At 63.7% G+C, this 16,741-nt stretch carries 13 protein-coding genes; 6 read left to right on the plus strand and 7 right to left on the minus strand.

Annotated elements, in window-relative coordinates; translation table 11 throughout:
* Positions 1-4 precede the first annotated feature (4 nt).
* Together AC0969_RS14585 and AC0969_RS14590 are read left to right on the plus strand one after the other, a co-directional pair.
* Complete coding sequence (locus AC0969_RS14585; RefSeq protein WP_479624873.1) at positions 5-1,498, plus strand: AMP nucleosidase; 1,494 nt, start codon at positions 5-7, stop codon at positions 1,496-1,498.
* 17 nt (positions 1,499-1,515) lie between these two features.
* Entirely contained in the window at positions 1,516-2,727 is a 1,212-nt protein-coding gene (locus tag AC0969_RS14590; RefSeq protein WP_479624874.1) for a GGDEF domain-containing protein, read from the plus strand.
* A gap of 5 nt (positions 2,728-2,732) precedes the next feature.
* Here AC0969_RS14590 and AC0969_RS14595 read toward each other — a convergent pair whose 3' ends face one another.
* Entirely contained in the window at positions 2,733-3,491 is a 759-nt protein-coding gene (locus AC0969_RS14595; RefSeq protein WP_479624875.1) for an NBR1-Ig-like domain-containing protein, read from the minus strand.
* 175 nt (positions 3,492-3,666) lie between these two features.
* Here AC0969_RS14595 and AC0969_RS14600 point away from each other — a divergent pair, with 175 nt between their 5' ends.
* Entirely contained in the window at positions 3,667-5,979 is a 2,313-nt protein-coding gene (locus AC0969_RS14600; RefSeq protein ID WP_479624876.1) for a hypothetical protein, read from the plus strand.
* A gap of 58 nt (positions 5,980-6,037) precedes the next feature.
* Positions 6,038-7,186, plus strand: coding sequence for a hypothetical protein (locus AC0969_RS14605; RefSeq protein WP_479624877.1), 1,149 nt, complete (start codon positions 6,038-6,040; stop codon positions 7,184-7,186).
* An 18-nt stretch (positions 7,187-7,204) separates the two neighbouring features.
* Here AC0969_RS14605 and AC0969_RS14610 read toward each other — a convergent pair whose 3' ends face one another.
* The 3 genes from AC0969_RS14610 to purT all read right to left on the minus strand — a co-directional run bounded on the left by AC0969_RS14610 (position 7,205) and on the right by purT (position 10,362).
* A complete protein-coding gene (locus tag AC0969_RS14610) occupies positions 7,205-7,813 on the minus strand; it encodes a chalcone isomerase family protein (RefSeq protein ID WP_479624878.1) in 609 nt (202 codons plus the stop codon).
* 126 nt (positions 7,814-7,939) lie between these two features.
* Entirely contained in the window at positions 7,940-9,016 is a 1,077-nt protein-coding gene (locus AC0969_RS14615; RefSeq protein ID WP_479624879.1) for a mechanosensitive ion channel family protein, read from the minus strand.
* Positions 9,017-9,159: 143 nt separating this feature from the next.
* Positions 9,160-10,362 (minus strand): formate-dependent phosphoribosylglycinamide formyltransferase, encoded by a 1,203-nt coding sequence (gene purT, locus AC0969_RS14620; protein WP_479624880.1) that lies wholly within the window; start codon positions 10,360-10,362, stop codon positions 9,160-9,162.
* A 170-nt stretch (positions 10,363-10,532) separates the two neighbouring features.
* Between purT and AC0969_RS14625 the strand changes: the two genes are divergently transcribed.
* Positions 10,533-11,639, plus strand: a complete 1,107-nt coding sequence (locus AC0969_RS14625) for an ABC transporter substrate-binding protein (RefSeq protein ID WP_479624881.1) — start codon at positions 10,533-10,535, stop codon at positions 11,637-11,639.
* Between the two features lie 71 nt (positions 11,640-11,710).
* Here the strand turns inward: AC0969_RS14625 and AC0969_RS14630 are convergent, their stop codons facing one another.
* From AC0969_RS14630 to AC0969_RS14640, 3 genes are all read right to left on the minus strand, one after another.
* Positions 11,711-13,060, minus strand: a complete 1,350-nt coding sequence (locus AC0969_RS14630) for an MATE family efflux transporter (RefSeq protein ID WP_479624882.1) — start codon at positions 13,058-13,060, stop codon at positions 11,711-11,713.
* A gap of 223 nt (positions 13,061-13,283) precedes the next feature.
* A complete protein-coding gene (locus AC0969_RS14635; RefSeq protein ID WP_479624883.1) occupies positions 13,284-13,985 on the minus strand; it encodes a PEP-CTERM sorting domain-containing protein in 702 nt (233 codons plus the stop codon).
* Between the two features lie 177 nt (positions 13,986-14,162).
* Entirely contained in the window at positions 14,163-15,773 is a 1,611-nt protein-coding gene (locus AC0969_RS14640) for a GMC family oxidoreductase (protein WP_479624884.1), read from the minus strand.
* A 113-nt stretch (positions 15,774-15,886) separates the two neighbouring features.
* Between AC0969_RS14640 and AC0969_RS14645 the strand changes: the two genes are divergently transcribed.
* Positions 15,887-16,735 (plus strand): 3-hydroxybutyryl-CoA dehydrogenase, encoded by an 849-nt coding sequence (locus tag AC0969_RS14645; RefSeq protein WP_479624959.1) that lies wholly within the window; start codon positions 15,887-15,889, stop codon positions 16,733-16,735.
* The last annotated feature ends 6 nt before the right edge of the window (positions 16,736-16,741 follow it).

Here is a 16,741-nt window from a genome sequence, read left to right on the forward strand (position 1 = left end):
GTCCATGCCCTACCTACCCGACTTCATCGCCCCTGCCCGCTTTACCGACCCGGTTGCCGCTTTAGCCCAGGTGCAGTTGATTTACGACCAGCAGATCGCCCACCTGCGGGTGGCCATGCAGCGGTTTGTGGCCGGGGAAACGCTGCCCGGCCATGTGCGCGCCTGCTACCCGTTTGTGCGCATGCACACCGAAACCGTGGCCCACGCGGCGGACCTGGAGGGCGCGCACCTGAGCTACGGCTTTGTGGCCGGGCCGGGCCGGTTTGAAACCACGCTGACCCGGCCTGACCTGTTCAGCGGCTACCTGCTGGAGCAGTTTCGCCTGCTGCTGCAAAACCACCAGGTGGAGCTGGAAATCGGCACCAGCGCCCTGCCGATTCCGGTGCACTTCTCGTTTGCCGAGCACGACCACGTGGAAGGCCAGATGGATGCCAGCCGCCGTCTGCTGATGCGCGACGTGTTTGACCTGCCCGACCTGGCCGCGATGGACGACGGCATTGCCAACGGCACCTACGAGCCCCGCCCCGGCGACCCGCAGCCGCTGGCCCTGTTTACCGCCCCGCGCATCGACTATTCGCTGCACCGCCTGCGCCACTACAGCGGCACCGGGCCAGAGCATTTTCAGAACTTCGTGCTGTTCACCAACTACCAGTTTTACATCGACGAATTTGTGCGCATGGGCCATGCGGCGATGGCCGACCCGGCCAGCGAGTACATCGCCTTTGTGGAACCCGGCAACGTGGTGACCCGCCGTGTCGGCCTGCCCGCCGAGCCGCGCGATGCGCTGGGAGCCGCCCCGCCGCGCCTGCCGCAAATGCCCGGCTACCACCTGGTGCGGGCCGACAGCGCGGGTATCAGCATGGTCAATATCGGCGTGGGCCCGGCGAATGCCAAGAACATCACCGACCACATCGCCGTGCTGCGCCCGCACGCCTGGATCATGGTGGGCCACTGCGCGGGCCTGCGCAACAGCCAGCAGCTGGGCGACTACGTACTGGCCCACGGCTATGTGCGCGAAGACCACGTGCTGGATGAAGAGCTGCCGCTGTGGGTGCCGATTCCCGCGCTGGCCGAAATCCAGATGGCCCTGGAGCAGGCGGTGGCCGATGTCACCCAAATCCAGGGCGCGGCACTCAAAAGCATCATGCGCACCGGCACCGTGGCCAGCACCGACAACCGCAACTGGGAACTGCTGCCCAACAACCAGCCGCAGCGCCGCTTCAGCCAGAGCCGCGCCGTGGCGCTGGACATGGAGAGCGCCACCATCGCCGCCAACGGCTTCCGCTTCCGGGTGCCCTACGGCACGCTGCTGTGCGTGAGCGACAAACCACTGCACGGCGAAATCAAGCTGCCCGGCATGGCCAACCACTTCTACCGCGAACGGGTAGACCAGCACCTGCGCATCGGCATCCGCGCGATTGAGTTGCTGCGCGCCCAGGGCATGAACCAGCTGCACAGCCGCAAGCTGCGCAGCTTTGCCGAAGTGGCATTCCAATAACCTCCAGGCCCGCCTTGATGTTGCTCGACATACCCACCCTGCTGGTGATTGCCACCGCCAATCTGGCGATGGTGTCGCTGGCTTTGCTGCCCATCGTGGGGGCCGGAGCCAGTGCCGCCACCCGCTGTGTGCAAATGTGTCTGGCGGCCCTATTGCTGGGGGCTTTGGCCAGCATCACGGCCGGATCCTTCTGGGCCCCGCTGCTGGCACCGGTGGCTCTGCTGTTTTTTAGCCTGGGCCTGTGGTTGCTGCACCGGGCCTTGGGCAGTTGGTTGGGCCACCGCACGCGCCCCGCCGCCAAGGAAAAACGCCGTCGCCGCCGGGGTGCGTACGCGGGCTTGGACTACCGCTGGTGCGAGCGTGGTTTGCGCCTGCTGGTGGTGGCCGTGCCGCTGGGGTATGCCCTGGGGCTGGCGAGTCCGACATTCCAGTGGGGATGGGCCCACCTGGGTCTGGCCACCATGCTGGTGTTGACGGGCAGTGCCAGCTTGTTTCCGCTGCGGCCTATGGGCCGCGCCTGGCGTTGGCTGCTGTGTGTCTGCCTGGTGGGCTTGGCGGGCGTGTTGCTGGTGCGCGGGCTGGCGGGTGTGTGGGTGCCGCTGTACCTGTCCGATCTGGCCCTGGCCCTGGCCTTGGGGGTCAATCTGGCCTTGGTCGCGGTGGTCGTGGCGCTGCTGACCGCCTGGCGTGACGAGGCCAAAGCCCGCCTGCACAACCTGGCCATGACCGACGGCCTGACCGGCCTGCTTAACCGCCGGGGCTGGCTGGAACGCGCCGAAGGCATGTTTGCCAACGCCATGCGCTACCAGCAGCCGCTGACCCTGATGATGCTGGACATCGACCACTTCAAGCGCGTCAACGACACCCATGGCCACGAGGTGGGCGACAAAGCTCTCAAACTGTTTGCCCGCCTGCTGCGCGAGAGCCGCCGCACCGGCGACCTGGTGGGCCGCCTGGGCGGCGAGGAGTTCTGCATCGTGCTGGCCAACACCCACCGCTCGGCCAGCATTGGCTTTGACCTGCGCCTGCGCACCGTGCTGCGCCAAACGGCCGAGAAGGAGCTGGGTTTTCCGCTCGACTTCAGCGCCGGAGTGGGCGTGCTCAAAGATGGCGACTCCACCCTGGCCGGCCTGCTCGCCCGCGCCGATGCCGCGCTGTACGAGGCCAAAAATACCGGCCGGGGGCGGTTGGTGCAGTCGGGTGGCGGGGCCGGGCTGACGGTGATTTAAGCTAATTATTTAAAAATAATAGCTGCTTGCGCAGGTGGGGTCTGCGCTATATGCCGATTTGATGCCTGAATAACGGTCTCGTCACCGCCGGCATGTAGCCCTTTGGCATTGAACGTGCTTTGGATAAAATTGTTAACCCGCACTTTGGCCCAGACCCCCACGCTGCCGGGGAAGCACAGCGTTCCATCGGCCAACACCAACTTCCAGTACGACAGCACCGTGCCAGGCGCTTGCGGGGCCGTGAATTCCACGCTCAGTTGCATTGTGCCTCCGGGCTCGGTGGTGGGTACGGCAATGCGGGTGCTGGCAGGCACCAGGTTGGGGGCCAGATGCAGGGTTTCGCCGGTGCGCGTCGCCACCACGATCTCCTCGTCCATGCACTGCAAAAAGCGCCCTTCCCAGGGCATGCTGCCCGCGTTTTGCAGTTCCCAGGTTTTGGTGAAACGCTGGCCCGGCAGCACCAGCGCCCCGTCTGGGGCGGTCACATCCCGCAAAAACATGCTGCGGTCACCCTGCTGCTGGGCCCGCTTCACCGCCGGTTTGATGGGCACAGCTTCAAACACCAAATGCAGTATGCGCAAGGGGTGTACTTGCAACACATCCGCCAGCGCCACCACGGTATGCATGGACGGCAGCTTGTCGGGAATGCGGGCCAGGTCGTACAGCGTTTGCCGCCCAATATCCGCCTGTTTGCACAGCTCACTCAGGTTCAGCCCCAACTCCCGCGCCCGTTGGCGCATCCAACTGTCTAGAGTTTCTTGCATGTCGGTGTGTGTCAAAAGGTAAGGGTATGTACGGAAATCTTTACATTGTCTGCCGAAGCGTACAGCTGGACGGCAAGAATGGCGCGGACACGTTGGTTTTCATCCCCTTTCGTGGGTATGGCAGACCCGACCGCACACAGACATCCGTCACAACCTTTACAAATTGGGTACATAAATGCAACAAAAACGATGGATTTCACACCGCGCGGCTGCGGCTGCAATGGGCGCACTGGGCATGGTCTTGGTGGTGAGCTGTGGCGGTGGTAGTGGTGGGAGCGATGCACCGGTAGCCGCCAACAGCACGGTAGCGGGTGCCGCCATCAAGGGAGCGATGGCCAATGCAGAGATCAGCCTGTACAAAACGACTGCCGCAGGCACCCGAGGCGACAAACTGACCACGGTGCCCGCCAGCATCGCGTCCGATGCCTCCGGCAACTACAGCGCCGTCATCAGCGGCTACACCGGCGTAGTGATGGTCGAGGCCAAGGCGGTCGCGGGCACGACCCTGTACGACGAAGCCACGGGCACCACCATCACTCCCGCACTAGGCTTTAGCCTGCGTGCCGTCACACTCGCCACAGCGGGCCAGAACATTACCGTCCAGCTCAATCCGTTTACCGAACTGGCCACCGTCGCCGCACTGGCCAAAACCGGTGGGCTGACCGGCACCAATGTGGCGCAGGCCAACAAAGACATCACCGAGGCGCTGACCTTCGACCCGCTGACCACCGCCGCCGTATTTGATCCCACCAGCAAAGCGCCTAAAAATGCGCTGGCCGCTGCGCTCACTGCCATTTCGCAAATGGCCCAATCCGGCAACCTAGGCTGTGCGGGCGACCAGGCGGCCAAAGTGGCCTGCGTGACCAGCGCCATTGCCGCCCAAGGCATCAACGCCGCCGCCGTACAAGTCGCCTTGCAAACCCAGCTGGATGCGGTCGTGGCCGCGAATGGCTTAACCACCGTCGCCATCACTGTGCCGTCGGGCACACCGGTCATCGAGAGCGGCATCATCGCAGCCAAATTGCTCATCGGTACCTTGCGCAGCAACATCAAGGCGCTGGATGCCAGCGATATGTCGCTGCACACCGAGTTACAGGCAGTGGCCGATGACCTGAAAAACCGCACCGCACCAGTGGGTCAGTCCACCATGCGGGCTATGCATATTGCGCAAAACGCGGCGCAGTTTTGGTACGACGTGGTGCAAAACACCAATGCCACTTTTGTCGCCAGCCGGACGTTTCATGAAGGAAGCTGTGGCTTCTACAGCGATACCAGTTACAACGTGCTAGCTACCTCCAGGGCCGATGCCTTGTATGTAGCTTGCGGTACCAATGCACAGTTTGTAGACCCCAGCAATGCACAGGGCTACTACCATGCCTGCACGGCAATAGGCGAGGTGTGCAACACCGTATGGACGACCCGCGTGCGCCTTCACCCTAACGCAAACGATGCCACCCAATTTACGGTGTACACCCAGACCCGCAAGGCAGTGCGTGTGGCATCTGCCATCACTGCGGGTGTCGTCAGTAGCACCATCGAAACCAGAACCGCTTTCGGCGCAGACTTCCCGGGCAATGCGGCCACCCTGATCTTGCAGCGCGACAGCACTGGGCAGGTAAATGCGGTCAATCTGGCGGGCGAGCTGGCTCCGGCATTTGACATCAGCGACTGGTCTTACAGCTACAACTCCACCACCAACACGGGATTCTCCATTCCGCCTGTTGCCACGGTGCTGGGCGACAAGCACAACGTCACCCTGGCAGGCACGCTGACCAATGCCAGTGGCCTCTACACCCTGGCCGCTGCGGGCTCCATCGATGTGATCAAGAACGGCGCACTGGAGACCAAGCTAGAACTGTTGGCAGGCTCCTTCCTGACGGCCCGTGAAGGCACCACCACCGCCACTGCACAAGATGGCAGCGAGGCCCTGCGGCTCAAGCTCAAGGCCAGTACCGCCGGTAGTGCGGTGGCAGGCGACTTCACGCTGAGGGCTTTTACTTGGGATGCCGACCAGGCCAAGTACCTGCCCACGGCGCTTGCCTTCACGGGCAGCATCCAGCGCAATGGCGTGAACTTCTTTGAGGGTACGTTCACCGCCTCCAAGCCGGACTACGCCGCATTCCACGCCAACCAGGCCCGCAGCACGACCAACGTAGAAAAGACCGGTGCCAGCTTTACAGGCAAGGTCACCATTGCGAACCGGCCCGTGCTGAATCTACAGTTGTCGGCCACCCACCACGACAAGGGCAGCAGCACCGACACCACTGTCACCGGCCAGTACGCGCAGGGCTCAGTCACGATCAATGTCGAGGGTGCCAGCAACGCTGCGTCCAATATCTTGACCCTGACCAGCACCAACGGTGTCAAGGTGGTGGTGGACAAATCCACAACGCTCTACCCGCTGACCAAGGGCAGCACCGCTGTGGGCCAATTCAACAGCAACAACAGCCGTGTGGATTACGCCGACGGTAGCTTTGAACAGTACTAAGCGCGTCTTAACCCCCTGACCAACGCCCGCGCTCTGCGGGCGTTTTTTCTATTTCAACATGCAATATTTTTCTGCGCGACTGGCAGGGGCCGTCCTGGCTCTGATCGCTCCCTGCACCCACGCCCAAGACCTTGCCGTCTGGCAACCCCAGGATGCCGCGCCCGCATGGAAAGTTGGCACCTCACTGGCCGAAGAATCGGTAGGCCAAGGCCTGCCAGTACTGGCCCTGGCCCGTGACGACTGGCCCCGCTACGGCGTAGACACCACCCAGCCCGGCCACGCCTGGCGCAGCATCCGCGCGGACGTGTACGCCATCCATCCCAACGGCTGGCGCGTGGGGGCATTGCTGCGGGCCGAAGCCTGGGTGCAAGGCAACGCCGATGCCGTGGCCTTGGCCAGCACGATTGCCTTGAAGCAAGACCCCACCAGCACCCGTACTTATGCAGCCGACATCAGAGCGCAGGGCTGGGTGGGCCGGGGCATACAGGTTGGCACACCCTGGTGGAACCTGCCCGCCACGGAAGCCTGGCAGTGGCACGCCGATGCAGAGTTACTGCAACTCACCAAGCTGCGTCGCGATGAAATCAGCGGCATGGCGCAGTACCAAAACGGCGGAAGCTATACCTTTGATGCGCACCGCACGCGGTCCAACTCCGGCGACACGAGCCCATTTTTAGCCGCACCTAGCACGACTGGGCAAGGCGCTACCGTGTCGCTGGCTCTGCGCGGTCAGCCCGCTGCCCACTGGCGCGTGCAACTGCGCGCCGACGACCTAGCGTCGCGCCTGCGCTGGCCTGGCATGCCCACCGAAATCAGCCTCCTGAATTCTCAGGCCACCACCCGCGCACCCGATGGTTCGCTGGACTACGGCCCCGCTGTTCAGGGCCAGGTGGGGCTGCGCCAACTCAACACCAAGATTGGTACGCACTGGCAAGCCCAGGCCGCGTGGATCGCTTTCGCTGACAGCGGCAATCCTGGATCCATCACCCTGCGCGCGGGCCGTAAGGCCGGCATTACCCAGGGTTGGCTGGGCTGGGACAGTGGCGGCACGGGCGGTTGGCGCTGGGCAGTTGCGGCTGATCCGGTACTACGGGCTGCCAGCCTGGAGCTGTGGTGGGGCGGTTTGCACGTGTCTGCGGGCACGGATGCCAAAGGCCTGCGCTCGCATTACCGGCGCTTGCACGCGGGCTACGAGGTCGCGCTGTAGCGCCTGCCGCCCATACTCCTAGTACCGATTGCTCGCCGGCTCCACCCCCAGCAACGCCGCCTTCAAGCCATAGTCTGCCGGGCTGCTGCCGACCCAGATACCCAGCACCATGCTAAAAAACTCGGCATCGCCCACCGGGCTGCCTTGGGGCTGGCCGCCGATGAAAAACTGTGTGCCTTGGCCGGGGATGAACTGCATGGCAAAGGTGTCGCCGGGGATCAGCTTGCTGCGGCCCGAGAAAATTTCGATCAGCCGGTTGGCCGAGACGGTGTGCTTTCGCGCTAGCTCTTTCGGGGAGTTGGCCGACAGCCCTTTCATAAAGGCCAGCCCCAGATCGGTACCGGTGATCTCGCGCAGGGCGGTAAAGCGCAGCAACTTGGGGCCGGGCAGCGCCAGCAGCTCTTCGGGCGTGCTGACCTTGCGCGGCGTGTACAAGGCCATGTCGTAGACCTTGAACACCACCCGAAAGCGGGTGCCTGCGCCGTTCAGCACCAGCGGTGTGCCTTGCACCTGGGCTTCGGCGGCGAAGGGGGTGTTGGGGGTGGCCTGGGCGGGCCCGGTCAGCAGGCTGGCGGCGACCGCGAGGGCTAGAAGGGCGGGGCGCTGGGCGCTAAAGAGGCGGGGCATGGTGGGGGTCTCTGGTGGATGAGGTGGGTGCCACATCCTCCGCGATGCAGTCTATTTTGTCATCCCCATTTTTATGTATGAAATTGGCATTCTGCGCATATCCCACCTGCGCGAGAAGCTATAAATTTAATAGTTTTTAGTGCCCATCGTTTGGAGCGAAGGGTGCAGCTCTGCGCGCATGCGCGGCAGGTGCTGCGGGTACTGGCGCTGTAGGAAGTCCACCATGCCCTCGCGCACATCGCAGCGCACCCGCCACAGCAGGTCGGCGTTGGCGGCGGTGACTTCCAGGCGGATTTGCACGCCGTGGTCGGCGGTGTCGGTCACGTCCAGCTTGCAGTGGCGGCCGTCCCAGGCGGGGGACGCGGCGCAAATGCGCTGTGCCTCGGTGCGCAGTATCTGCATCGGCATGCCGTAGTCCACCCACACAAAGACGGTGCCAATCAGCTCCGGGTTGCGCCGGGACCAGTTTTGGAACGGGTTTTCAATAAACCATTGCAGCGGAATAATCAGGCGCCGCTGGTCCCAGATTTTCAGCACCACGTAGGTGCCGGTGATCTCTTCCACCCGGCCCCATTCGCCCTGCACGATCAGCACGTCATCCATGCGCAGCGGCTGGCCCAGGGCGATTTGCAGGCCCGCCAGCAGGTTGCCCAGCACCGGCCGCGCGGCCATCCCCACAATGATGCCGACCACCCCGGCGGACGCGAGCAGGCTGGCACCAAACTGCCGGGCCTCGGGAAAGGTCATCAGCATGGCGGCCAGCCCGGTGACCAGGATGCCGATGACCAGGGTATTGGCCAGCACCTTGGCCTGGGTGTGGACGCGGCGGGCGTTCAGGTTGTCTTCTACCTGCAAAGGGTACGCGGCCATGAGGCCCTGGGTGGCACCCCGCACCACGCGCAGACCCAGCCAGGTCAGGCAGGCCAGCAGCAACAGCACGTTGGCGTGGCGCACATCGGCAATCAGCGGAAAGTTGCGTGGCGCAATTTGCCAGACGGCTTGCAGCGCAATCAGCGGCAGTACGCAGCGGGTGGGTGCATGGCAGGCGTGGGCAATGCGGGAGGCCAGCGGCAAGCTGCGCGTGATGCGCCGGAGCAAGGCCGCGCCCACGGCATGCAGCACCAGCGCCAACACCACGGCGACACCGGCAGCCAGCAAAATGCGCAGCGCCGAATCGTCGGCCCAAGACGTTAGCTGGTTCACCCCCAGGCTCCACACTTCGTGTTTCCGCCACCCCCCTTGCAGGGGGCGACCCCAGTGGCCCGGCAGAGCCGGTTCCACGGGTTCTTGGACGACGAACCGTTGTGCTCGTTATGGGGTGGTATGCCGTGGCGCTGCATGGGGTTTTATGCGGTGCGGGGCTTGACCAGCGCGGCGGCCTGCTTGGCGTGGGTGCGGGCCACTTCCACATCGGCATCAAAGGCCAGCGCCACGCCCATGCGGCGCTTCACAAAGCTCTCGGGCTTGCCGAACAGGCGGATGTCGGTGTTGGGCACGCGCAGCGCCTCGGCCACACCGTCAAACACAATGCCCTGCGCATCCACGCCGCCATAGATCACCGCGCTGGCACCGGGCGACTTGAGCGCGGTGTTCACCGGCAGGCCCAGGATGGCGCGGGCGTGCAGTTCAAACTCGTTTTGCCACTGGGTACACAGCGTGACCATGCCGGTGTCGTGCGGGCGTGGGCTGACCTCGCTGAACCACACATCGTCGCCTTTCACGAACAGTTCTACGCCGAACAGGCCTTGGCCGCCCAGGTTGTCGGTCACGGCCTTGGCGATGTCGCGCGCGCGTTGCAGTGCGGCCGACGGCATGGGGTGCGGCTGCCAGCTTTCCACATAGTCGCCGCTGACCTGGATGTGGCCGATGGGCTCGCAGAAGTGGGTTTCCACCGCGCCATCCGCGCCCAGGGCGCGCACGGTGAGCAGGGTGATTTCGTAGTCAAAGTCGATAAAGCCTTCCACGATGACGCGGCCGTGGCTGACGCGGCCACCGGCCATCGCATAGTCCCAGGCGGTCTTCACATCGGCCGGGCCGCTGATCTTGCTTTGGCCCTTGCCGGAGCTGCTCATCACCGGTTTGACGATGCAGGGGTAGCCAATTTTGCTGTCCACTGCGGCTTGCAGCTCGGCCAGCGAATCGCAGAACACGTAGGGGCTGGTCGGCAGGCCCAGTGTTTCGGCTGCCAGGCGGCGGATGCCCTCGCGGTCCATGGTCAGGCGGGCGGCGCGGGCAGTAGGGATCACGCGCACCGTGCCCGCCGCCTCCAGCTCTTCCAGCATGGGGGTGGCGATGGCCTCGATCTCGGGCACCACCAGGTGCGGGCGCTCGGCTTCGATCAGGGCCTTGAGCTGGGCCGGGTCGCTCATGGTGATGGTGCGGGCGTGGTGCGCCACCTGCTGGCCGGGGGCGTTGGCGTAGCGGTCTACGGCAATGGTTTCCACGCCCAGGCGTTGCAGGGCGATCAGGACTTCTTTGCCTAACTCGCCGGAGCCGAGCAGCATGACTTTGGTTGCAGAGGGAGACAGGGGGGTGCCGAAAGTGGTCATGGGAGAGGGCGCGCAGAGCGCCAGATAAGTGTGCCGAAGGGTGGGAATTTACCGCATGCTGCGGGCGCACCGGTTTGGGATAAGGCTTGCGTGCAGTCCGGAACTTGTGTCTTCTTGTAACTTTGTGGCCCAATGGCGGGCGGTTTAACCATCCACCCAAAAAATTAAACATGAAGACAACTCACTCAATGGCTATTGCCGTGCTGCTGGCCACAGCTGGTCTGGCAGCCCAGGCGCAGATTTTGATCGGGCAGACCAGCGGATTTACCGGCGCGGTGGCGGCGGGGGTCAAGGAGACGCTGGCGGGGGCCATGCTGCACTTTGACCGCGTCAACGCCAAGGGCGGTGTGGGCGGCCAAAAAATTGAGCTGCTGTCGATGGACGACAAGTTCGACCCCGCGCTGGCCGCTGAAAACGCCCGCGAGCTGATCGAAAAGAAAAACGTTGTGGCCTTATTTCTGACCCGTGGCACACCCCACACCGAGGCCATCCTGCCCTGGCTGGAGAAACACCGCGTGCCCCTGGTCGGGCCCTCGACCGGGGCGATGGTGCTGCACCAACCGCTGAAAAAATATGTTTTCAATGTGCGCGCCCCCTACCAGCGCGAGGCCGAGAAAGCCATTACCCACCAGGCCAGCATCGGGCTGGTGAAGATCGCCGTGATCTACACCGACGACAGCTTTGGCGAAGACGCCCTCATCGGGGCGAAAAAAGGTTTGCAAAAGGCCAAGCTGGAGCCAGTGGGCTTGTACAAGTTTGACCGCAACAAGCCTGATTTTTCGGGCATCGTGCCCGAGGTGGTGAAGGCCGGTGCCCAGTCGGTGCTGCTGGTGGCCTCGGGCACGAATGCGGTGGCGGCCATCCAGGCGCTGCGGGCAGCAGGCAGCGCGGCGCAGTACGTCACCTTGTCCAACAATGCCACGGCGGGCTTTGTGAGCAGCCTGGGAGCCCAGGCCCGGGGGGTGATCGTGAGCCAGGTGTTTCCCCAGTCCCTGTCGTATGGGCTGGTCAAGGAGCTGACCGATGCCGCCCATGCAAAAGGGCTGACCGATATCAGCCCGGCCATGCTGGAAGGTTTTACGGCCGCCAAGGTGTTGGTCGAAGCCCTGCGCCGCACGACCGGCAAACCCACCCGCGCCAGCCTGCAAGCCGCGCTAGAGGGGATGGACAAGTTTGACCTGGGTGGGCTGGAGATTGGCTTTAGCCCCAGCGACCATTCCGGGCTGGACTTTTCCGACCTGTCGATCATCGGGGCCAACGGCAAGTTCCAGCGCTAGCTTTAGATGCTATTAATAGAATAGCTACTAACGCATTTGCTATATGCGCTAATGGCCTATTTCTTATAAATTTATCGCCTACGCACCCGGCGCTGTGCACTGCGCGCATGGGGCAGCCAGCCGTGCCAGTGCCAGCGCGCCCACATCAGCAGGCCGCGCACCCATTCGTCGGCGGCGTAGGCGATGAAGATGCCGGGCAGGCCGAAGCGGTGGCCCAGAAAGTACGAGCCGCAGCCCAGCACCAGCGCGAACGAGCCCAGGCTGGCGGCCACCGGGTAGATCACATCGCCGGTGGCCCGCAGTGCGCCCGTGACGATCAGGTTGAAAGCCCGGCCACTCTCCAGCAGCACGGCAATCCACAGCAGGGTTTGCGCCGCATCAATCACCTGCGGGTCTTTGGTGAATACGCGCATCAGCCACGGAGCTGCCAGCGCCGCCAGTACGGCCATGCTGCCCGAGGCCATCAGCCCATTGCGCAGACCCTTGCGCACCAGCGCATGCGCCTGGCTGAACTGGCCCGCGCCCACCAGCCGCCCAACCATGATTTCGCAGGCCCAACCAATCGCCAGGCTGATCAGCAGCACGTAACGCAGCAGTTGCAAGGTATAGGCATGGGTGGCCAGTGCCACCACGCCCAGCCGTGCAGCCCCGGCCAGCGACACCATGAAGGCGGCGCGGTAGCCCAGCTCGGCACTGGCCCCCGGTACGCCGATGCGCAGCACCGGCCCCAGCACGCGCCATTGCAGCACCCACCAGTGGCGGGCGGTGGGCACCAGGGCCATGCGCTTGCGCCACAGCACCAGGTGCAGCCCCAGGCCCACGGCGCGGCTGACCAGCAGCGCCACCGCAAAACCGTACAGGCCCAGCCCTTCCCACGGGCCCACGCCTAGCATCAGCGGCACGGCCAGCGCCAGGTGGGTGCAGTGCATCACCACCATCACCTTGAGCGAATCGCGCACATGCAGATGCGCCCGCAGGATGGCGGCCATGGTGAGGTTGTAGCCGTCCAGCAGCGCGGCCGGGGCCAGTAGCTGGATGTAGGGTCCGGCCAGCGGCAAGATTTCTGCGGGGGCGTTCAGCACATCCAGAATCCAGTCGTTGCCCAGCACCAGCACAGCCACCACCAGCAGCCCCGCCCAGGTACACGCTCCCAGGCCCGCCAGCGCGGTGCGCCGCACCTGTTCCACCTGCTGGCCGCCCAGTAGTTGGGTAATCACCACGCCCATGCCGATGGCCAGCACCCGGAAGATGACGTACAGCGTTTCCAGCACCTGGTTGGCCAGCCCCAGGCTGCCGGCCGCACCGTCTGACGTGTGCGAGGCCAGCCACAGCCCGGCAATGATGACGGTGTAACCGAGCAAGAATTCGCCAAAGATGGGGCCAGCGATGGCGTTGAGCCGGGGGCGTTCTGGGAGGTGCATGGGGCGTGCAAATAGGGGACACACACCGGGGCGCAACGCGCTGCCCAGACGATGGCGTATAGCCATGATAGAGCAGCCCCCGCTCTGTATAGGCACCTGCTGCAAGAAAAATAGCGTACAAAAAAGGGTGCCCTAAGCACCCTTTTTTTGTTCCCCATTCACGTAAAACAACTTTCAAAGGTCGGGGTGCTCTGCACCCGAGTCCATGCAAGTTGGCAGGCGATCAGGCTTGCTTTTGACGCTTGCGGGCCGCCACCATGCCGACCAGAGCCATACCGACCAACAGCAGCGAGGCGGGCTCGGGCACGTTGTTGGTGCTGGCCAGCAAGCCCACTTGGCGCAGGTTGTTGCCCACATATTGCAGGTAGTCGGTGGTTGCAATATCGGTGATGCCGATGAACAGGGAGTGGCCTGCATTCACCAGGTTGGTGAACTGGAATTCGATGTCGTTGCTGCCTTCGTGCAGGATCATCTGGGCATTGATGCCGCCGCTGCCGTTGCCATATTCGCTGCCGCTCCAGTTCAGGATGAATTCGCGGGAACCAACTGCACCGGAGGTGACTGCCGTTACGCTGGTGATCCAGTCCATCCAACCCAGGGAAATGCTGTTCGACATGCCAGGGGCCGTGCCGTTGCAGCAATAGGCCCCTGCATTGCTGGACGAAAAGCCCACCAAGCCGTTGGTGGACACCCACAGGGAGTTGTAGCTGTTGCCAAAAAAGTTGAAGCTAAACGGCAAGGCCACATTGGACGCTGCGTCGTCGTCACCACTCACGATGTTGGTGGCACCAGCCATGTTGCGCTGGTCGTAGCTAGTGGTGGTACCGGTGTAACCAAAGCTGTCGGTACTGGTCCAGGGCGTAGCGGATGCCGAGAAGGTTGTCAAAGCCAAAGCCAGCATGCCGAAGAGATTGCGAAATTTCATGGGGGTTTTTATATATGTAAATTTGGAACACGGGGAACATGTAACAAATAGCAAACAATGTGCCACAAATGTAAGTTATTGTTTCCAATGGGTATTTAGAAAAATAAGTAACGAAGCAGTAACAAGTTGTAATTAATACCGACACATCGGACGGAAATAAGTCACAGTTTTTGACCTTCACCCCGACCTAGGCAGCGCATCCTCGCGCAACATATCTGCGGCCTTTTCAGCCAGCATGGTGGTGGCCGCCGTGGTGTTGGCGCTGACGATGCGCGGCATGATGGACGCGTCCACCACCCGCAGCCCGGCCATGCCGTGGACCCGCAGGCGGGCATCCACTACATCCTGGTGTTCCCCATTTCCCCCAGGGCCCATGCGGCAACTGCCCACCGGGTGGTACACCGTGTCGGCGGTCTCGCGCAGAAAAAGTTCCAGTGCTACGTCGCTTTGGGCCTGGGCCGAACGCTCGCGCCCGCCCCAGGCTGCCAGTGCGGGCTGGGCGCAGATGCGCCGTACCTGATGGAACCCGCGCCGCAGCCGTTCCATATCTTCCAATGCGCCCAGAAAGTTGGGGTCGATCCGGGGCGGGGCCAACGGGTCTTTGCCGTTCAGGCGCACGCTGCCCCGGCTGGCCGGTTGCAGCACGCAGATGTGCACCGAGTAGCCGTGGCCCCACAGCGTCTTGCGGCCATGGTCGGCCAGTTGGGCGGGTACAAAGTGCAGTTGCAGGTCGGGTTGGGGCTCGTCGGGCTGGCTTTTGAGGAAGCCCCCGGCTTCGGCCAGGTTGCTGGTCAGCAGGCCACTGCGGTCGCGCCGCCAGTCCCGCACGCCCTGGGCGATGCGGGCGATGCCGCCAGGGGATATGCCCCATACATCCTGCGACTGCGCGGTTTTCACCACCTGCACCACGTCCACATGGTCGTGCAGATGCTGGCCCACGCCGGGCAGGTGGTGCACGGTGGCGATGCCATTGGCCAGCAGCTGCGCGTGGTCGCCAATGCCGGACAGCATCAGCAGCTGCGGCGACTGCAAGGCCCCGGCGCACAGCAGCACCTCACCCTGGGTGCGCAGCTGTTTCAACAGTCCGTCCTGCATGAATTCCACGCCCACGGCGCGGCGGTTTTGGGTCAGGATGCGGGTGGTATGGGCCCCGGTAAACACCTGCAAATTAGGCCGCGCCAGGTGGGGCGTGAGGTAGGCCTTGGCTGCGCTACAGCGCTCGCCGTCTTTTTGCATTACCTGGTACAGGCCCACGCCCTCTTGGCCTGCGCCGTTGAAGTCGCTGTTGGCGGCAAACCCGGCCTGCATGGCAGCCTGTACAAAGGCCTGGCTGGCAGGGTTGGGGCTTGGCAGATCGGTGACGTGCAGCGGGCCGTCGGCCCCGTGCCAGGCATCCGCACCCCGGCTATTGCGCTCGGCCTTTTTGAAATACGGCAGCACATCGGCATAACCCCAGCCGGGGTTGCCCTGGGCCGCCCAGAAGTCGAAATCCGCAGGCTGGCCGCGCGTGTAGACCATCGCATTGACGGAGCTGCTGCCGCCCAGCACCCGGCCCCGGGGCTGGTAGCCGCAGCGTCCGTTCAGCCCCGGTTGCGGCACAGTGTGGAAGCGCCAGTGCACTTGGCCGGTGCGCGCCAGCAGCGCGATGCCCGAGGGGCACTGCACCAGGGCGCTGTGGTCGCTGGGGCCGGATTCCAGCAGGGCTACGTGAATGGATGGATCTTCACTGAGCCGCCCGGCCAGCACGCAGCCCGCTGCGCCTGCGCCGATGATGATGTAGTCGAACATAAGGGCTGTAAGGAGAGACGCGGATGACCGCTTTATGATGTTTGTTGCAGAGCGACCTTACCGCACCTCCCACTCATTTTTACCGCCTGGAGTCCCCAATGAGCAGCAGCATTTTGAAAATAGAGACCGTCGGCATCGTCGGCGCAGGCACCATGGGCAACGGCATCGCGCAGACCTGCGCAGCGGCGGGCTTGCAGGTGGTGATGGTGGACATCAGCGACGAGGCGGTGGCCAAGGGCCTGGCCACCATCGCGGGCAGCCTGGACCGGTTGATCAAAAAAGACAAGCTCTCGTTTGAGGATAAGGCCACCATCCTGGGCCGCATTAAAGGCTCCACCCAGTACGACGACTTCACATCCGTCCAGCTGGTCATCGAAGCCGCCACCGAAAACTACGCCCTCAAGGTCAAGATCGTGCAGCAGCTAGACGCGCTGCTGGCCCCCGAAGTGCTGATTGCCTCGAACACCTCGTCGATCTCCATCACCAAGCTGGCGGCCGTCACCAAGCGGCCCGACCGCTGCATCGGCATGCATTTCTTCAACCCCGTGCCGTTGATGGCGCTGGTGGAGATCATCCGGGGCCTGCAAACCAGCGATGCCACGCATGACGCGGTACACGCGATGGCGGCAGTGCTGGGCAAAACCCCCATCACCGTGAAGAACGGCCCCGGCTTCGTGGTCAACCGCATCCTGATGCCGATGGTCAACGAGGCGCTGTTCGTGCTGGCCGAGGGCGTGGCCACGGCGGAAGACATCGACGCGGGCATGAAACTGGGCTGCAACCAGCCCATCGGTCCGCTGGCCCTGGCCGACATGATCGGGCTGGACGTGTGTTTGGCGGTGATGGAGGTGTTCTTGACCGAATTCGGCGACAGCAAATACCGCCCCTGCCCGCTGTTGAAAGAGCTGGTGGCGGCAGGCCGGTTGGGGCGCAAGACGGGGCAGGGCGTGTATACCTACTAAGCCGAA

Source organism: Rhodoferax sp. LB1P47, from assembly GCF_056521445.1.